The organism is Mycobacterium sp. NGS35, from assembly GCF_059812855.1.
On the sequence record NZ_JCALDL010000008.1, the window covers coordinates 155116 to 172701 of the forward strand.

A 17586-nucleotide genomic window follows, 5' to 3' on the forward strand; every position below is an offset into this window, starting at 1 on the left:
ATGGGCCGGGTGACCGCGCGCCGGCGCGCACAGCATCTCAAGGGCGGCGATATCGTCGACCGGCCCGAGACGCTGGCAGTCGAAGAGCCGCTGGAGATCCGGGTGAACGGCGAGCCGGTGAGCGTGACAATGCGTACGCCTGGCTCGGATTTTGAACTGGCGCAAGGGTTTTTGCTCACCGAGGGGGTGATCACGCGCCGCGACGACGTGCTCACCGTGCGCTACTGCCGCGGCGCCGACGACGGACCCAACACCTACAACGTGCTCGACGTGACGCTGGCCGACGGCGTCGCGGTCCCCACTTTCAGCGTCACGCGCAACTTCTACACGACCTCGTCGTGCGGTGTGTGCGGTAAGGCGTCCCTGGAGGCGGTGCGACTGATCAGTCGTCACGGCCCGGGCGACGACCCCGCCACCGTCACCACCGACGCTCTGACCGCGATGCCCGGCCAATTGCGAAGAGCCCAGCGGGTTTTCGCGAGCACCGGCGGACTGCACGGGGCCGCGTTGTTCGAGGTGGACGGCACCATGCTGGCGGTGCGCGAAGACATCGGCCGCCACAACGCCGTGGACAAGGTGATCGGCTGGGCAACCGAACAGCGACGGATACCGCTGAGCGGGACGGTGTTGCTGGTCAGCGGCCGCGCCTCGTTCGAGCTCACGCAGAAGGCGCTGATGGCTGGGGTGCCGGTGCTGGCGGCGGTTTCGGCGCCGTCGTCGCTGGCGGTCGATCTGGCCAGCCAGTCCGGGGTCACGCTGGTCGCGTTCCTGCGCGGCGACTCGATGAATGTCTACACCCGTCCGGACCGCGTGGTGAGCCCGCGGTGAGGCTTTCGCCGGAGATGCAGCAGACCGTTCTCGAGCAGCGGTTGGGCTTCGTCGCAACCGTCACCGCGGATGGACGGCCCAACCTCTCACCCAAAGGCACCACCACGGTGTGGGACGACGAGCGGTTGATGTTCGCCGACGTGGCGTCGCCGGGAACCGTCGCCAACCTGAAAGCGAATCCCTACGTCGAGGTCAACGTCGTCGACCCGATCTTGCGAAAAGGCTTCCGGTTCAAGGGAACAGCCGCGGTGTACACATCCGGTGAGATGTTCGAGCGGGGTATCCGCATACTGCGCGGGCGCGGTTCCGCGCTGTCGCTGGACCGAATCCGCTCGATCGTCGTGATCGACGTGACGTCAGCGGCGCCGCTGATCTCACCGGTGTACGACGGCGGGACCACCGAAGAAGTCATCGTCCGGCGCTGGCTGGACTACTACGGGGATCTGTACCCGCGGTAGCTACGCGCCGAGCGTGCAGTCACCGCGAAAATTCGGCCCGGAATCCGCAGTGGGCTCGCGCTCGGCGACGGGTCAGGCGAGTACTTGATTGCCTGACTCCTCAACGCGGCTCGTCCCTCGCCGCTTGATCGTCGTCAGGCGAGTACTTGATTGCCTGACTCCTCAACGCGGCTCGTCCCTCGCCGCTTGATCGTCGTCAGGCGGTCTTGTCGCGACGTTCTTGTCGCGACGGCTTGCGCGGCACGATCGTGGGCAACACGTTGTCCTGCACGGTTTCCTTGGTGACGACCACCTTCGCGACGTCGTCGCGGCTGGGGATGTCGTACATCACCGGCAGCAGCACTTCTTCCATGATCGCGCGCAGCCCGCGAGCACCGGTGCCGCGGTGGATGGCCTGATCCGCGATGGCCTCGAGCGCGTCCTGGGTGAACTCCAGCTCGACGCCGTCCATCTCGAAGAGCTTGGTGTACTGCTTCACCAACGCGTTCTTCGGCTTGGACAGGATCTGCACCAGCGAGTCCTTGTCCAGGTTGGTCACCGAGGCCACCACCGGGAGCCGGCCGATGAACTCGGGAATCAGCCCGTACTTGATCAGGTCCTCGGGCATGACTTCGGCGAAGTGATCCTGGGTGTCGATCTCGGCCTTGGATTTGACCTCGGCGCCGAACCCGAGCCCGCGTTTGCCCACCCGATCGGAGACGATCTTCTCCAGCCCCGCGAATGCGCCGGCCACGATGAACAACACGTTGGTCGTGTCGATCTGGATGAACTCCTGGTGCGGATGCTTGCGTCCGCCCTGGGGCGGCACCGACGCCTGGGTACCTTCCAGAATCTTGAGCAGCGCCTGCTGTACGCCCTCACCGGAGACGTCGCGCGTGATCGACGGGTTCTCGCTCTTGCGCGCGATCTTGTCGACCTCGTCGATGTAGATGATCCCGGTTTCGGCGCGCTTGACGTCGTAGTCGGCGGCTTGGATGAGCTTGAGCAGAATGTTCTCGACGTCCTCGCCCACGTAGCCGGCCTCGGTCAGCGCGGTGGCGTCGGCGATCGCGAACGGCACGTTGAGCATCTTGGCCAGCGTCTGCGCCAGATACGTCTTGCCACAACCGGTGGGGCCCAGCATCAGAATGTTGGACTTGGCCAGTTCGACGGGCTCGGAGCGGGAGTCGCGACTCTTCTCCCCGGCCTGGATGCGCTTGTAGTGGTTGTACACGGCGACGGCCAGCGTCCGTTTGGCGTTGTCTTGGCCGATCACGTAGCCCTCGAGGAACTCGCGGATTTCGGCCGGTTTGGGTAGCTCGTCGAGCTTGACGTCGTCGGCGTCGGCCAGTTCCTCTTCGATGATCTCGTTACACAGGTCGATGCACTCGTCGCAGATGTACACGCCAGGGCCAGCGATCAGCTTCTTGACCTGTTTTTGGCTCTTGCCACAGAACGAGCACTTCAGCAGGTCACCGCCGTCTCCAATGCGCGCCATGGTGGTCGGGTCCTACTTCCTGTCGCCGTCGTCAGTTCTCTATGTTCCGTGTCGTTTCGACGTCGTATCCGACGTCTGCTCCGACGCTACCCGCTTGATCGGCCGGGGTGCGACCCATCGAGCGAATCGCGTCAGTGGTTTTTGTTACGCGGGCGGGGGCCTGCGCTGCACTGAAACATATCCCCTGTCCGGGCGGACGGCGCGTTGTACCGCAGACCGTGTCCTGGGCGTGTCGTGGCCGCAACCCGCGCGCGACGTCACGACGCAGAAAGTCAGGCCGTCTGCGCCGACAGTTTGCGGTATTCCAGCACCGTGTCGATGATCCCGTAGTCCTTCGCATCTTCGGCAGTCAGGATCTTGTCGCGGTCGGTGTCCTTGCGGATCACTTCTGGATCTTTGCCGGTGTGACGCGCCAGCGTGTGCTCCATCAGCTTGCGCATCCGCTCGATCTCCGCAGCTTGGATCTCCAAGTCGGAGAACTGACCCTGGATCACCCCGGCCAGCGCCGGCTGGTGGATCAGCACCCGAGCATTGGGCAGAGCCATCCGCTTGCCGGGCGTGCCGGCGGCCAACAGCACTGCGGCCGCCGACGCGGCCTGGCCCAGGCACACCGTCTGGATGTCGGCGCGCACGTACTGCATCGTGTCGTAGATCGCCATCAGTGACGTGAAGGAACCGCCTGGCGAATTGATGTACATGGTGATGTCGCGGTCGGGATCCAGCGATTCCAGCACCAACAGCTGGGCCATGATGTCGTTGGCCGACGCGTCGTCAACCTGCACGCCGAGGAAGATGATGCGTTCCTCGAACAGCTTGTTGTACGGGTTGGATTCCTTGATGCCGAAGCTCGAGTGCTCGATGAACGACGGGAGGATGTAGCGAGCTTGCGGCTGATTCACGGCTCCGCCGTGGGCCGGCTGCATGTGCGATGTCATTTGTCTAGTCCTGCTCCCGGTCCTGACCCGTTGACTTCGGCGCGGGTGATGATGTGGTCGACGAAGCCGTACTCCAGCGCCTCTTGGGCGGTGAACCAGCGGTCGCGGTCGGAGTCGGCGTAGATGCGCTCGATCGGCTGGCCGGTGAACTCCGCGTTGAGGCGGAACATCTCCTTTTTGATCACCGCGAACTGCTCGGCCTGGATTGCGATGTCCGCGGCGCTGCCGGTGACACCGCCGAGGGGCTGATGCATCAGGATCCGGGCGTGCGGCAGCGCGTAACGCTTGCCCTTGGTGCCCGCGGCGAGCAGGAACTGTCCCATCGAGGCGGCCATGCCCATCGCGTAGGTGGCGACGTCGCACGGCGCGAGCACCATGGTGTCGTAGATCGCCATGCCCGCACTGATCGAGCCGCCCGGTGAGTTGATGTAGAGGTGGATGTCCTTGGTCGGATCCTCGGCGGCGAGCAGCAGAATCTGCGCGCACAACCGGTTGGCGATGTCGTCGTCGACCTGCGAGCCGAGGAAAATGATGCGCTCGGTCAGCAATCGCTCGTAGACCGAGTCCACCAGGTTGAGCCCCGGCGCGCTCGAACGCATGTCCGTCACAGCTGGTACCTGCTTTCTCGCTGCTCTGCTTGTTTCCTCGACACTAACCAACTCGCCGCGCCCCGCACTCCCGGCAAGGCGCCGGTTCGCTCTCAGCGTGACTGGTCGTCGTCGGCCGCGTCGTCTTCGTCGTCTTCTGCTTCACCGGCGCCGGCCTCGTCCGCTTCCGATTCTGCCTGCTGGCGCGGACCGAAGAACTCGTCGGTGTCGATGACGTTGCCGTCGCTGTCTTTGACGGTCGCGCCGTGCACTATCGCGGCGAGCGCCTTGCCCCGCCGCACGTCGGCGTACATCGCCGGCAGCTGGTTGTTCTGCTGGAGGAACTGAAGCAACTGCTGCGGCTCGACGCCGTACTGACGGGCCTGCAGCACCAGCCGCTCGGTGAGGTCCTCCTGGCCGACCTCGATGCCGAGCTGATCGGCGATCGCGTCAATGAGCAGTTGGGTCTTGATCCCCTTTTCGGCGTTCTGGCGTGCTTCCGCTTCGAACTGCTCGCGGCTGCTGCCCTGCTCGGCCAGCGCCTCGGCCAGCCGGTCCTCGTCGTGGTCCAGGCCGTGCAGCGCATTGTGCACTGCCTCGTCGACCTGAGCTTGGACGATGTTCTCCGGCAGCGGCACCTCCACCTGCCCCAGCAGCGTCTCGATCGCGGCGTCGCGGATCTTCTCCGCCTGCTGAATACGCTTCACCCGCGCCACCTGCTCGCGCAGGCTGGCCTTCAGCTCGTCGATCGTGTCGAATTCGCTTGCCAGTTGCGCGAATTCGTCGTCGGGCTCGGGCAGCTCGCGCTCCTTGACCGACTTCACGGTCACGGTCACCTGCGCTTCCTTGCCCGCGTGCTCGCCCGCGGCCAGCGTGGTGGTGAACACGCGCGACTCACCGGCCGTCAATCCGACGATCGCCTCGTCCAGCCCCTCGATCAGCTGCCCGGAGCCGACCTCATGCGACAGGCCCTCGGTGGCGGCTTCCGGAACCTCCTCGCCGTCGACGGTGGCGGCCAGGTCGATGGAGACGAAGTCGCCGTTCTGCGCCGGGCGGTCGACACCGGTGAGCGTGCCGAAGCGGGTCCGCAGCGACTGCAACTCGGCGTCGACGTCCTCGTCGGTCACTTCGAACGGGTCGACGGTGATGGTCAGCGTGCTCAAATCGGGCAACTCGATCTTGGGCCGCACGTCCACCTCTGCCGTGAACACCAGTTCGTCGCCGTCCTCGATCTTCGTGATCTCGATTTCGGGCTGGCCGATCGGCTGCACGTCCGAGGACGTGACGGCCTCGCTGTAGCGGCTGGGCAGCACGTCGTTGACCACCTGCTCGAGGATCGCGCCCCGGCCGATGCGTGCCTCCAGCAACTTCGCGGGCGCCTTACCGGGCCGGAAGCCGGGTAGCCGAACTTGCTGCGCGAGCTGCTTGTAGGCACGGTCGAAGTCGGGCTGCAGCTCGGTGAACGGCACCTCCACGTTGATCTTGACCCGGGTGGGGCTCAGCTGCTCGACGGTGCTCTTCACGTGCTCATGGCTCCTTGATTGGGTAGTCAGCTCCAGTCGGGGTGACAGGATTTGAACCTGCGGCCTTCCGCTCCCAAAGCGGATGCGCTACCAAGCTGCGCTACACCCCGAATCCAGTAACCAGGCGATCCTACGGCTAGCTTGGCGTGGTGCGCGAAGGCACCGTACAGTGCCATCGTTGCTGCACTGCGGGTGTAGCTCAGTGGTAGAGCCCTAGCCTTCCAAGCTAGTTACGCGGGTTCGATTCCCGTCACCCGCTCCGAACGCCGGGCCCGGTGATCGTCCAGAGCGACGTTTCGCAGAAGAAGTGCGAGAAGAGCCCTGCAAAACGTCGCTTTCGGCGCAGCCTTGCGCTGGGGCATCGTCGGTACTGTGGACGCCATGAACGCCGCGCTACTCGTCATCCTCGTCTTGGTGATCGCGGCGATCGCCTGGGCGGTCATCGGCTCCTCGCGAGCGTCGCGCCGTCGCACCGAAGCCACGCTGGCTGACGCCAAAGCAGACGCGCGCCGGCTCATCGAGCGGCTCGGTGGCCAGGTGCTCAACCTGACGGCCACCGACGATGCAGCCAAGCAGGCGCTGGCTGACGCGTCGGAGCGCTACACCGCAGCCTCGTCGCAGATCGAGCAGGCCACCACTGTGAAGCAGGCCCAACTGGCAAAGGAGAGCGCGCTCGAAGGGCTCTACTATGTGCGCGCCGCGCGGCAGGCGATGGGCATGGACCCGGGCCCCGAGCTCGAGTCACTGAACGGGCAGCGCGCCGCCGGCGCGGTCACCGAAGACCGTCGGGTGCAGGTGGAAGGCCGCGAGATCGAAGCATCGCCCACGCCGTCTCCGCGCACGCCGAACTACTACCCCGGCGGCACCGTCGCCGGCCGTCCAGTGCCGGCAGGCTGGTACTCCGAGCCGTGGTGGAAGACGGCGCTGGTGGCCGGCGCGTGGGGTGTCGGCTCGATGCTGGTGTTCGATGCGCTGTTCTCCGGGATGCACGGCGTCGGCTACGACAACGCGTACGACAGCGGATACGACGCCGGCTTCGACGCCGCTGAGGCCCAGGACGCCGGCAACTGGGACAACAGCGGCTGGGACAGCGGGGTCGGTGACAGCAGCGGCTGGGGCGACTTCGGCGGCGGCGATTTCGGGGGCGGAGACTTCGGCGGCGGCTTCGGCGACTTCTGAGCCGGTTTCACTTCACGTCGCCGGTTTCCGGGTCGGCGATTGTCAGCACCGCGTCGGCGATGTGCGGGTCGGATTCCAGTTCCCGCTCCAGGCGTCGAAGAGTATGGGCGACGCTCGATTCCACGTCGTTGCCGACGAGATCCACACTGGCGACGACAAACAGGCGCTTCGGTCCGACGAACACCAGACGGATGAACCGGACATCGACGACCTGGGGCAGGTCCTTGATGCGCGCCACGACGGCGTCGCGCAGTTGATCAGAGGCCGGCTCGCCGGTGATGAATCGGCGGTTGCGGTCGATCAGCACCACGGCGATCACACCCAGCAGCACACCGACGAGGATCGAACCGATCGCGTCCCACATTGCGTTGCCGGTCAACTGGTGCAGTCCGATGCCGGCGAAGGCGATCACGATCCCGATCACCGCAGCGCTGTCCTCGGCGAACACCGCCCGCGTCGTCGGATCGGACGTGGCAAGCGCATGCTGCAGGAGGTCGCGGTGGTACAGCCGCGCCTCACCCCGCAGTTGCCGCACGGCCTGAAGGAACGAAATGCCCTCCAGCACAAGCGCAATGGCCAACACGACGTAGGCAGGAAGGTAGTCACCCCGCTCGGATTCGCCGCGGAGAAGTTCGGTGATCCCGTGCCAGATCGACACCGAAGCCCCCACCACGAACAGGCCCACAGCCGCTAGCAGCGACCAGACATAGGCTTCACGGCCGAAGCCCAGCGGATGACGGGCGTCGGGAGGCCGCCTGCTGCGGCGGTCGGCGACCAACAGAAACACCTGGTTTCCGGTGTCAGCCCAGGAGTGCGCCGCCTCGGCCATCATCGATGCCGAACCGGAAAGCCCGGTGGCGATCGTCTTGGCAGCCGCGATCAAGCCGTTGGCCACAAGTGCGATGATCACGGTGCGGGTGCTCTCGTTGGAGTCCGCCGCAGGGGCGATCTGATCGTTCGTCACCGGCGCCGAATTCCCAATTGCCTGTCCTTCCAATCAGCGTGCGCCATGGTCGTCGCTGCCGCGTTTCGCCGAAAAGCGGTACTGATGTGCGATACCGTCTGCCTACCTTCCGCGCGGCCCTGAGGGGACCAATGGACTATCCCTGGGAATTGGTGCTCGACCACAGCTATAAGGGCGTGCCCGGTGTGATATTCGACCAGTCTCCCGCGCGGGCTGGCCATGGCACAGCACACCGCATCGCCGACACGGATTTCCTTGTCGACGGCAGTGCGCCGCGTTCGGGCGCGGTTCGCATGCGCGGCGCGGACAGCGCGATCGCCGTCCACCTGCCGTTCCAGTGGAGAGTGGTCGGTGGTGTGGCGGTCGACATCGTCTGCTCCCGAGATGTTCTCGATCAGCCCGGCACGCTGATCGAAAGCGAGTCGTTCAATCTGGCGGTAAGGGCTCCGCGAAAATTCGACGGGTTTGTCCAAACCCAAAACCGCAGCGTCGGTTTCGGTGGGGATGAGCCGGTCAGCGTCGACGTCGGCGGCTGGGTCACTGTCAGCTTGTTCTACGACGGCTGGCAGTTCCTCGACGTCTCGATCGATGGCCAGCTGGTCCTCAGTTTTCCGGACCGGGGCGGATATACCCCACTGATCGCCGGCCAGCGGATCGCTATTGGCAACCGGCTCAACGGATCCGATGGCGTCCGCACGGTGATCGACGACGTCAAGATCTGGCGGCTGAACCCACGGGCAATCGACGAGAACGTGCGACGCCGACCGGTGTTTGGAACGGTGAGCCACTGCTGGGCGGACTGGGGCAGGCAACTTGTGCTGGCACTCAAAGACGATCGGGAGTGTGCTCTGGAATTGCGTCGCCTGATAGAGGCAGCGACGAATGCGCTTCGCGGTGTGGTGCACACGGACGAGGCCTTCGACCGTTGGGAGTCAGGCGCTCGTGATTACGCGACGGCATGGTCGACCAACAAGCTCCACAAGATTCCGCCGATAGCCACGGCCATGTTGGGTTGGCTGCGCGAGCAGGGAGTCGAGCCGATGGACCTGCCGGAAGTTCAAGCGCTGCTCGCAAGCAAGTGCTTGAAGAAGGTGATCGACCGTACGTTTTCGCCGCTCGCTTGTGACCCGGCATTTGGCAACATGATCGTCGGAATCGCACAGGGCTACTGACATGCCGAGCATCAGTATCACCTCGGGCAGCGGCACCGGGGACGCCGCGATCTTCCTTACCGACACCGCCCATGTCGACGCCGACACCGTGGTGTTCGTCTTCGTCACCAGCGCCCGGGCGGCCCTCCTGCCGGCCGTTCCGGCCAAGCCGACCGTAACATTCGCTGGCGTGACACTCAAAGAGATCCAGACCGCCAATACCGACGACCGTCGGCTGACGTGCTACCAGCTCGTCCCGGTAGGGGCCGAAACATCGCAATTCACAATCGATTTCGGCGGCGAGAAGCAAGATTACTGCGCCTGGTCGGCCTTCGCCTTTGTCAACGCCGCTCTCGCGGATCCTGTCGTGCAGGCAATTGCCGCGAGCGATCAAGCCACCACTGCCGCTACCGTCGCGTTGCCTCCCCCGACACCGGCCGACCACCAACTCTGCGCCGCCGCGATCGCGTTGTCGTCGAGCCAAACTGTCGCCGTCGCAGGCACTTTGACTCAAGTCCACCAGCTACCTGTGACACAGGGGGTGCTCGCCAAATCGGCAGTCCTGCAATCGGCCGCCGCCGACGACGTACCGCCGAGTGTCAGCTGGACATGGCCCACCCCGGCCGACGTGGCCGCCATCGCGCTCGAAATCAAGGTTCGCACTGCTGATCCCGGCGCGACGCATCCCGACGAGCCGCTGATCCGCCGCTTCGAGCCGATCCTGGTGCTGCATCCCAGGGAGAAGTACGTGCCGGTCAACGTCAAGCGCTTCGTGGAAAGTGCCGCTCTGTGGTCAGCCGGATCTCCGGCCGACGACAAGTCGCGTTGGGGTGGTGCCGCGAGTGCTGCGTTCCCACGCGAACCCAAAGTCGTTGCGGGTCAGCTCACCGCCGTGCCGGAAGCGAGCGGCACCTTCCTGGGCAACGCGCTCGCCGGCGAGAACCAGGAGCACTTCCTGGAACTCGGCGGCTGGAAAGACGTGGCGGGGTCGCACGAGAGCGGCGTGACGAGCACCAGTGTCAACGTCTACTCCGATCGCGACGCCATCAAGACCGCCTACGACGGCGCGCTCGAGGACTCTCGCTTTTGGTACCACGCTGAGGTTTTCGACCAGAATCGACTGACCAGGCTGGCCTCGCGCAGCGCCGCGCCGAATCTGAAACCGATCGTGAACAAGCTGCACAATCCGAAGCTGTTGTGCTATTACTTCTTCTTCCCCGCCCACGAGCAGTCGGTCGCATGCAGCGAGATGTCCGGCGCCGAGGTGTCCAGCCACGCCGGGGACTGGCAGTGCATCGCCGTCATGCTCGAGGGCGACGGCACCGGCGACCTGGAAGGCTACACGCCAAAATACCTGGGGCTCACCGGGTCTCGGCCGGCGCCAGGTGACAGCGGCTACCCCGCTCATCAGTTCGACGACGAAAACCGGACCGCCATGACGGTGCGCACATGGAGCGGATCAGACACCCCGGATACCGTTCGGGGCCACCCGAGATTCTATGTTGCACTGGGTACGCATAGCCTCAACCTGCAGCCGGGCAACCACGACGTCGACCCGTATCCGGCATCGGAAGAACCTCAGGGCTGCGGCGCATTCGACGGACCGGGCCTGGTGCCACCACCGCCGCCGCCGGGACCGGACCCGTCTGGAGACGACGGCAGTCCCGGTCGGGTCCTCGAGGGACTGGCCGCATGGCTCGCCAAGATTGTGGCCGGCGCGAAGGCCGGTGCGGCGGTGGGCGGAATCCCCGGTTCGGCAGCGGCCGGCTGGGCCGGGTTCGCCTCAGGGATCTATGAATTCATCGACGCCGCCAGCGGCTCGTTCGCCGGTCCGGATATCCCACGCCCCTCTGCGGACACCCCGACACCGGACAACGGCCCCGACGAGCCGACGTCGGGACGGACGATCCGCCCGAAAGACCTGCCGATACCCGGCATCACCGACGTAGTCGACTGGAACTCGGCGCAAGCAGCGACCGTCCTGTCCCAGCCCGGCCGCACCTACGACTACATCGTCGACCGCTCCATCCAGACCTGGTGGCCCAGCGACGACGAGGAGGGCGGTTTTCACGGCCGGTGGGGCCAGCGCGTCACCAACGACAGTCTTGGCCGCCGCGCGGGGCCACGCTTCCCCGATTACGTTCGGCTGATGCTGTTGGCGCTGGCCGATGGTGCCAACCGCGACATCTTCCCGGAGCTGCACACCGCTGACGGCTAGCTCTGACAGGCCGGGCACCAGAACACGTTGCGGCCCTCGACCACGGCCGTGTGTACCTTTCCGCCGCATACCCTGCACGCCTCACCGGCGCGGCGATACACGTACGTCCGCGGCCGGCCCGGCCGATACGACGGTGCACCATGGTCATGTTCCGGACGCACGACGTGGATCTTGCCGCGCCGGTATCCGACTTTCATCAGCTCCACCAGGTCGACCCACATCGACTCGAACTCACTCGCGTCGATGGTCCGGCCCGGACGGTAAGGATCGATGCCGTGCCGATACAGCAGCTCGTTGCGGTACACGTTACCCACGCCGGCGATCACCGCTTGATCCATCAGCAGGGCACCAATTGGCCGCTGCGACTTGGTGATTCGGCTCCACGCGCGGGCGGGGTCGGCGTCGCGTTGCAACGGGTCGGGACCGAGCCGGGCGATCACCGCGTCCATCTGTGCCTCGTCGATCACCTCACATGCCGTCGGCCCGCGAAGATCGGTGCCGAAGTCGACGCCCACCATGCGCATCCGCACTTCACCCACCGGCAGCGGCATCGGCACCTCCGACTCGGAAAACGACCCGTAGAGACCGAGGTGCACATGCACGATCGGCCCCCCGGCGTAGTGGTGGAACAGGTGCTTGCCGTAGGCGGTGGCCCGCTTGAGCACGCGGCCGTCGACAATCGCTGCGCCGTCGGCGAATCGGCCCTGCGGGCTGGATACCGCGACGGGGCGCCCGCCGAATTTGCGTTGGTGCAACCGGGCCAGCCGGTGCAGCGTGTGGCCTTCGGGCACTAGGCCCCCGGCACGGGCGGCGCCTCGTGCGTGCGCTCGTACTCGGCCAGAATGTCGATACGGCGTTGGTGCCGTTCGGCTTTCGACCACGGGGTGGACAAGAACGCGTCGACGATTGCCAGCGCCTGCTCGACGGTGTGCATGCGCGCGCCGATCCCGATCAGCTGGGCGTCGTTGTGCTCGCGGGCCAGCGACGCCGTCTCGGTGCTCCAGGCCAGTGCGCAGCGCACACCAGGCACCTTGTTGGCGGCGATCTGCTCGCCGTTGCCTGAGCCGCCGATCACGATGCCGAGGCTGCCCGGGTCGTTGACGGTGCGTTCGGCCGCCGCGATGCAAAACGCCGGGTAGTCGTCGTCGGCGTCGTACGAGTAGGCGCCGCAGTCGATCGGCTCGTGGCCGCTACGTTTCAAGTGGTCGACGATCGCCTGCTTGAGTTCGAATCCGGCATGGTCACAGCCGAGGTAGACGCGCATGGCGCCGAGCCTATCGGTCAGTCGAACTGCGGCGGCTCGGTGCGGGTGCGCTTCAGTTCCCAGAAGTGGGGGTAAGAGGCGAACGTCACCGATGCGTCCCACAGCTTGCCCGCGTCCTCGCCGCGGGGAATGCGCGACAGCACTGGGCCGAAGAACGCGACGCCGTTGACGTGGATGGTCGGGGTGCCGACGTCTTCGCCGACCGCGTCCATGCCGGCGTGGTGGCTCTTGCGCAGCGCCTCGTCGTAGCGGTCGGTGGTGGCGGCTTCGGCGAGTTCGGCGGGCAGGCCGACTTCGGCGAGCGACTCGGAGATGACGGCGTCGAGGTGTTTGTTGCCTTGATTGTGAATGCGGGTGCCCATCGCGGTGTACAGCGGCGCGAGCACCTCGGAGCCCTTGGCCTGCTCGGCAGCGATGAGCACGCGCACCGGCTTGAACGCATCCTTGAGCTTCTCCCGATACTCGTCCGGCACGTCCTTCTTCTCGTTGAGCACCGCGAGGCTCATCACGTGGAAGTTGGCCTCGATGTCGCGGACCTTCTCCACCTCGAGGATCCAGCGCGAGGTGATCCAGCACCACGGGCACAGCGGGTCGAACCAGAAATCGGCAACAGACTTCTCGGGCATAGCGGTCCTCTCGAGCGGATGCGTTCAGTGTTGCACTCAGGCACAACCCACAAGCGCGAGGACCTGTTCCGAGCCGATCGGAGGCGTCTGTTCCCTACAGGGTGCCGGAAGGTGAGGACATCCCGGTCTCGATGACGGTCACACTGCTGTCTGAATGGTTCGTCACGTAGAGGCGGCTGCCGCCCACGGCAATGTTTCTGGGGTTTGGTCCCACCTGCAAGGTATCGACATCAGAGGTCGTCGGATCGACATCAATGACCTTGTTCGTCGCCGTGTCGATGACCGTCACCTCGTCGCCCAGGTGGCTGGTCACGTAGAGCCGCTCACCCACAACTGCCAAACCGGCCGCGCTCGAGACAGCGATGCCGTCGACTTCCGGTGTGCTGGGATCGATATCGATCACGGTGTTGCGCCCCGGACTTGCCGGGTTGATGTCGATAACAGTTACCCGGTCGTCACCCGGATCGCTGACGTACAAGCGGTCGGCGGTGGCGGCGATGTCTGAAGCCGCACTATAGGTGGGGCCTGCGGCGGCTCCGGTATCGATGTAAGCGATCACCGTGTGGTAATCATCGCTCTCCGGGTTGAGGTCGATCACGCTCACCACCCGGTCGAACGGGTCGTTCACATAGAGCCGATCTCCACTGGCAACCATGGCTGCTGCGTAGTGAGGATTACTGGGCGACCCGAGGAAGATGGTGTCGACCGCGGTGTGATAGTTCGCGCTCGCCGGGTTGACGTCGACGACGTCGACGGCGCCGTTCTCTCCTACATAGAGGTACTTTCCGGCCGCCGCCATGTCGCCGGTGAAAGCGAACGATCCGCTCGTCGAGGGATCAAAGATGGTGCCGGCCTGGAGATAGTCCGGGCTGTCGGGATCGGTGTGAACCATCCAAATGTCGCCCCCGGCAACTACATACAACCGGTCGTCGACGAGAGCCATACCGTCAGGAAAGCCCGAGTTCGGGTCGTCGACGGTGAGGGTCGCGACCACCTTGCCGTACGTCGGACTGGCCGGATCGATGTCGACCACCGCCACGTTGTCCAAGCCGTCGGAGACGTAAAGCTGCTTACCGACCACCACCGCGTCCTCTGCGAAATGTTGCCTATCGGTCAGCGGCAAGGTCCCCACGACAACTGCGGCGCGTGGGCTGATGGCGACTGTGCCGTCGCGTGTCACTTGGTTCTTGCCATCGCTCACGGTGACAGTGAATGTGTCCGCGTCCGGCCCCGTGCCGTACGCCGCGACGCGCGCCTCTGGTGTGGGCGTGTACGTAGCGATGTACACTCCGTTGCTCAGGTAGTCCGGATTCGAGATCGTTCCTGTTGTCGGTTGCTGTGTGATCGAGACGGTAATGGGGTCGCCGTTCGGCGGCTCCACGCCATTGCGGTCTCTGACGGTGATGAAGACAGTCACCGCGCCGTCCTGGTTCGGCGCCGTCGAATCGACCGACACCTCCGGTGCGACGTTCAGCGCACTGATCGGCACAGTCACCGGGACCTCGGCGACGCGGTAGCCGTCGTTGACCAAGACCGTGAAGCTGTCCTGCGTCGGCCCGGTGTGATAGTCGATGCGGCTCTGTTCAGTCGGCGTATAGGTGACGGTGTAGGTGCCATCGCCGTTCGCAACCACCGCCACATCGCCATGTTGTGCTTTGCTGGTCGTGACGATCGCCGAGTTGCCCTCGGGATCACCGACTGTCACCGCCACCTGGACTGCGCCCGTCGCATCGCTGATGTGTGCCTGGTCGACTACCGCTGTGGGTTGCGGCGCCTTCGCGTTCTCCCCCGCTACAAGAGAGAGCACCGTGACATTGTTGTCCGCCGCATCGTCGACGAACAGGCGCTTGCCATCGGCGCTGATCGCGGCGAGGTTGAGCGACGACGGAGTGGAAGGGTCGGGCGGGGCATCGAAATGAATTGTCGTGATGACCTGATTGGACGTGGTGTCTACCACTGACACAGTGTCGTCGCTCGAATTCGTGACATACGCTACCGTGCCGTCTGGGCTGAATACGATGGAGGAGGGGCTGGCGCCGACGGCCACCGTGCCGACGACGTGATAGTTGGTGCTGTCGATCACTGTCACCGAGCCGTCTGTGCTGTTGGAGACGTAGATGCGGTCGCCGCTTGCCGCCACTGCGAACGGGGCGCCTCCCACGGAGATCCCTTGGACGCCAGGCGTATTCGTGTCAGTGTCGACGACTTGGTGCGTCTGGAGATCGATTACGCTCACAGTGTTGTCGCCTGAGTTCGCCACGAAGAGCTTGTCGCCGTTGACGGCCAGTCCCAGAGGTCGGGCGCCCACCGGAATCGGGGCGATGCCGGCGGCCGGGCTGTCGGCGGAGGTGTCGATCACCGTCACCGTATTATCGCTGACGTTGCTGATGTAGGCCTTATTGCCGGCGGCAGCGATTTGTACGGAGTTGGTGGCTACCGGAATACGCGCCACTTCTTTATTCGTCGTTGTGTCGACGACCCCGACATAACCGGCTGGCGAGGCGACGTAGAGCTTCGTGCCGTTGACAGCGATGAATCCCGGGTATTGGGTGACCGAGATGGGAGTGGCGCCAGCAACGGAATTGTCCGTGTCGACCGGCTCCAGAGTGTCGGCATTGAACACAGACACTGTGCCGCTCAACTGGTTCGCGACATACAGCCTGTCGCCAACCGTAACGATTCCTATCGGCTGGTTTCCAGTCGACGCAGTCGCAGTAGAAACCTCGAAATGCGTTGGCGTCACGACGATCTGGTCGACGACCACCGGCACCGGAGGGTGCTGCGGGTCGGCGACCGAGAAGGTGAAGCTGTCGGTCTCATCGGCCTCAGTGAGTCCTGCCTTGATGCTTCCCGCTTGCGTCGGCGTGTAGGTGTAGTTGACCTGTCGGGTTGTCGCGTCCACCTGGGAGACGGTGTAATCGAGTCTGCCGTAGTCCGGCTGGTCCGCCACAGCGACCGTCACGTCGTTCACGTGGGGATCACTGACGCGGAATGATCCGCCAAATGACCCGTCGGCGTTTGGAGTTCCGCGAACTGGCTGGCCCACAGCCGGAGCTGTATCGGCCGCCGGCAGCGTCACTGTCACGGTTTTCGTGGAAACGTGGCCGCCGTTGGGCTTGAGGAAACCTAAGAGCCCGTGCAGGTGAAAGTTCGTGTTGTCGTTGGCCTTCACGGTGAACGTGTCTGTGCCGGTGGCACCAGGATCGGGCTTGTAGGTCAAGCTGTGCCCGTCGGAATTGACCGTGACCGTGCCTTTGGCGCCGTTCGTGGCGGTGTAGACCAAGCGGTCGCCGTCGGTGTCGGTCTCGTTCAGCGTTATCTTGATGTTGCCCAAGGCATCTGGGGCGCCGACTGTCGGCGAGATGTTCGGCGACTGATTCACGAACGAGCGGCGCGCCCAACCAAGAACCGCCCACAACAGCGGATGCTGGGGTGCAGGAGCGGCCGGTGACGGCGCGAGCAGCGGCGACAGCACCGCGCTCATCAGCGTCCCCATGACTCCAGTGGCGCCGGGGGTCGCCAGCGTCGGCTGGGTTGCCTGCGCTTGTGTCACAGGCGTTGCGGCGGCCGTCGCGAACGACGTCGGCACAACTGCTGAAGTGGCCGTCGCCGAGGAGGACGGCGACTGTGGTGCGGCGAACTTCAGCACCCCCGGCTCGGCGCTTCGGGCGTTGCCGGCCAGGGTCGTCTGCGTCGTGGGAGCGTCGACGTCGGCTGCGGGCTTGGACGGGTCTGATGACCCGGTGAGCGCAACAGCAGGGCCGCGGTTGAATTGCCTCTGCCTCGCTGGCTGTTCGTGGGTTCGGTTCAATTTAGGAAGCGCCGCCGTCGGGAGCACTGGCTCGGCAAGCGAATCATCCGTCGACACAGGCGGATTCGGCAAGGACACCGGTGACTGCAGTGACGAAGGAGGTTGTGCGCCGACGTCGAACGCCACGACGGGCTGCTTGTCCTTTTCGGAGGCGGTGACGTCGGGACCTGTTGGGGCGTTGGCGGCAGGAGCGCCTGCTTTTCCGTCGGTGTCGTGGTCGTCGACTGAGGTGTTCAGAGCACCCGGGCTGCTGACCGCGGTCCCGGAGTCGGGTGTATTGGTCGGGCCTGACGGCGACTGCCTCGGGGGTTTCTTGTGCGGGTTCCACTTGCCGGGCTTCTGCAGCGGGGGAAGCGACCGGTGCTTCTGGCTCGGCGGCGTGTTGGCAGCCGGCCCGGGCGAGGTGCCCGGGCTGGAGTCCTCGCCACCCGGCGAGGCCGGCGAGGTCGAGTTCTCGGGGCTGGCCCAGGCCACACCAGGTGTGCTGGCAATCGCCGCCCCAACGCCGAGCGCGACGGCCAATGCGCCGACTCGACCGATGTACCGCGCATAAGTTGTGCCGCCC

General features: G+C 65.2%; 15 protein-coding genes and 2 tRNA genes. 7 read left to right on the top strand and 10 right to left on the bottom strand.

Annotation, left to right across the window (positions count from 1 at the left end; all coding sequences use genetic code 11):
* Complete coding sequence (gene fdhD, locus AC5Y4C_RS14890; RefSeq protein WP_499963755.1) at positions 1-828, top strand: formate dehydrogenase accessory sulfurtransferase FdhD; 828 nt, start codon at positions 1-3, stop codon at positions 826-828.
* A complete protein-coding gene (locus AC5Y4C_RS14895) occupies positions 825-1286 on the top strand; it encodes a pyridoxamine 5'-phosphate oxidase family protein (RefSeq protein ID WP_499908744.1) in 462 nt (153 codons plus the stop codon). The genes fdhD and AC5Y4C_RS14895 overlap by 4 nt, the downstream gene beginning before the upstream one ends.
* Positions 1287-1482: 196 nt before the next feature.
* Here AC5Y4C_RS14895 and clpX read toward each other — a convergent pair whose 3' ends face one another.
* The 5 genes from clpX to AC5Y4C_RS14920 form a co-directional block, all read right to left on the bottom strand.
* Entirely contained in the window at positions 1483-2763 is a 1281-nt protein-coding gene (clpX, locus tag AC5Y4C_RS14900) for an ATP-dependent Clp protease ATP-binding subunit ClpX (RefSeq protein WP_499908746.1), read from the bottom strand.
* A gap of 272 nt (positions 2764-3035) precedes the next feature.
* Positions 3036-3686 carry an ATP-dependent CLP protease proteolytic subunit ClpP2 gene (gene clpP2, locus AC5Y4C_RS14905; RefSeq protein WP_499909308.1) on the bottom strand — a complete coding sequence of 217 codons (651 nt, stop codon included), beginning with the start codon at positions 3684-3686 and terminating at the stop codon, positions 3036-3038.
* Between the two features lie 8 nt (positions 3687-3694).
* Positions 3695-4357 carry an ATP-dependent Clp protease proteolytic subunit gene (locus tag AC5Y4C_RS14910; protein ID WP_499908748.1) on the bottom strand — a complete coding sequence of 221 codons (663 nt, stop codon included), beginning with the start codon at positions 4355-4357 and terminating at the stop codon, positions 3695-3697.
* Positions 4358-4398: 41 nt separating this feature from the next.
* Positions 4399-5808, bottom strand: a complete 1410-nt coding sequence (gene tig, locus AC5Y4C_RS14915) for a trigger factor (protein ID WP_499963753.1) — start codon at positions 5806-5808, stop codon at positions 4399-4401.
* Between the two features lie 36 nt (positions 5809-5844).
* Positions 5845-5918: transfer RNA gene (locus AC5Y4C_RS14920), tRNA-Pro, on the bottom strand.
* A 78-nt stretch (positions 5919-5996) separates the two neighbouring features.
* Here AC5Y4C_RS14920 and AC5Y4C_RS14925 point away from each other — a divergent pair.
* Both AC5Y4C_RS14925 and AC5Y4C_RS14930 read left to right on the top strand, forming a co-directional pair.
* Positions 5997-6067: transfer RNA gene (locus AC5Y4C_RS14925), tRNA-Gly, on the top strand.
* 122 nt (positions 6068-6189) lie between these two features.
* On the top strand, positions 6190-6987 hold the full coding sequence (locus tag AC5Y4C_RS14930; protein WP_499963751.1) for a DUF1542 domain-containing protein: 798 nt from the start codon (positions 6190-6192) through the stop codon (positions 6985-6987).
* Positions 6988-6994: 7 nt separating this feature from the next.
* On the opposite strand, the gene AC5Y4C_RS14935 is transcribed toward AC5Y4C_RS14930, so the two are convergent.
* The gene (locus AC5Y4C_RS14935; protein ID WP_499963749.1) at positions 6995-7951 is read right to left on the bottom strand and encodes a cation diffusion facilitator family transporter; all 957 of its coding nucleotides are present in this window, start codon (positions 7949-7951) and stop codon (positions 6995-6997) included.
* A gap of 131 nt (positions 7952-8082) precedes the next feature.
* Here AC5Y4C_RS14935 and AC5Y4C_RS14940 point away from each other — a divergent pair, with 131 nt between their 5' ends.
* Both AC5Y4C_RS14940 and AC5Y4C_RS14945 read left to right on the top strand, forming a co-directional pair.
* Complete coding sequence (locus AC5Y4C_RS14940; RefSeq protein WP_499963747.1) at positions 8083-9123, top strand: LamG-like jellyroll fold domain-containing protein; 1041 nt, start codon at positions 8083-8085, stop codon at positions 9121-9123.
* A gap of 1 nt (position 9124) precedes the next feature.
* A complete protein-coding gene (locus tag AC5Y4C_RS14945; RefSeq protein ID WP_499963745.1) occupies positions 9125-11320 on the top strand; it encodes a hypothetical protein in 2196 nt (731 codons plus the stop codon).
* Here the strand turns inward: AC5Y4C_RS14945 and AC5Y4C_RS14950 are convergent.
* From AC5Y4C_RS14950 to AC5Y4C_RS14965, 4 genes are all read right to left on the bottom strand, one after another.
* Positions 11317-12111 (bottom strand): Fpg/Nei family DNA glycosylase, encoded by a 795-nt coding sequence (locus tag AC5Y4C_RS14950; protein WP_499948641.1) that lies wholly within the window; start codon positions 12109-12111, stop codon positions 11317-11319. The genes AC5Y4C_RS14945 and AC5Y4C_RS14950 overlap by 4 nt on opposite strands.
* Positions 12111-12584, bottom strand: coding sequence for a ribose-5-phosphate isomerase (locus AC5Y4C_RS14955; protein WP_499908762.1), 474 nt, complete (start codon positions 12582-12584; stop codon positions 12111-12113). The genes AC5Y4C_RS14950 and AC5Y4C_RS14955 overlap by 1 nt, the downstream gene beginning before the upstream one ends.
* Positions 12585-12601: 17 nt before the next feature.
* Positions 12602-13210 carry a mycothiol-dependent nitroreductase Rv2466c family protein gene (locus AC5Y4C_RS14960; protein WP_499908764.1) on the bottom strand — a complete coding sequence of 203 codons (609 nt, stop codon included), beginning with the start codon at positions 13208-13210 and terminating at the stop codon, positions 12602-12604.
* A gap of 94 nt (positions 13211-13304) precedes the next feature.
* A complete protein-coding gene (locus tag AC5Y4C_RS14965) occupies positions 13305-17147 on the bottom strand; it encodes an Ig-like domain-containing protein (RefSeq protein ID WP_499963743.1) in 3843 nt (1280 codons plus the stop codon).
* A gap of 10 nt (positions 17148-17157) precedes the next feature.
* On the opposite strand from AC5Y4C_RS14965, the gene AC5Y4C_RS14970 reads away from it, so the two are divergent.
* The gene (locus AC5Y4C_RS14970; RefSeq protein WP_499908768.1) at positions 17158-17574 is read left to right on the top strand and encodes a hypothetical protein; all 417 of its coding nucleotides are present in this window, start codon (positions 17158-17160) and stop codon (positions 17572-17574) included.
* Positions 17575-17586: the final 12 nt, after the last annotated feature.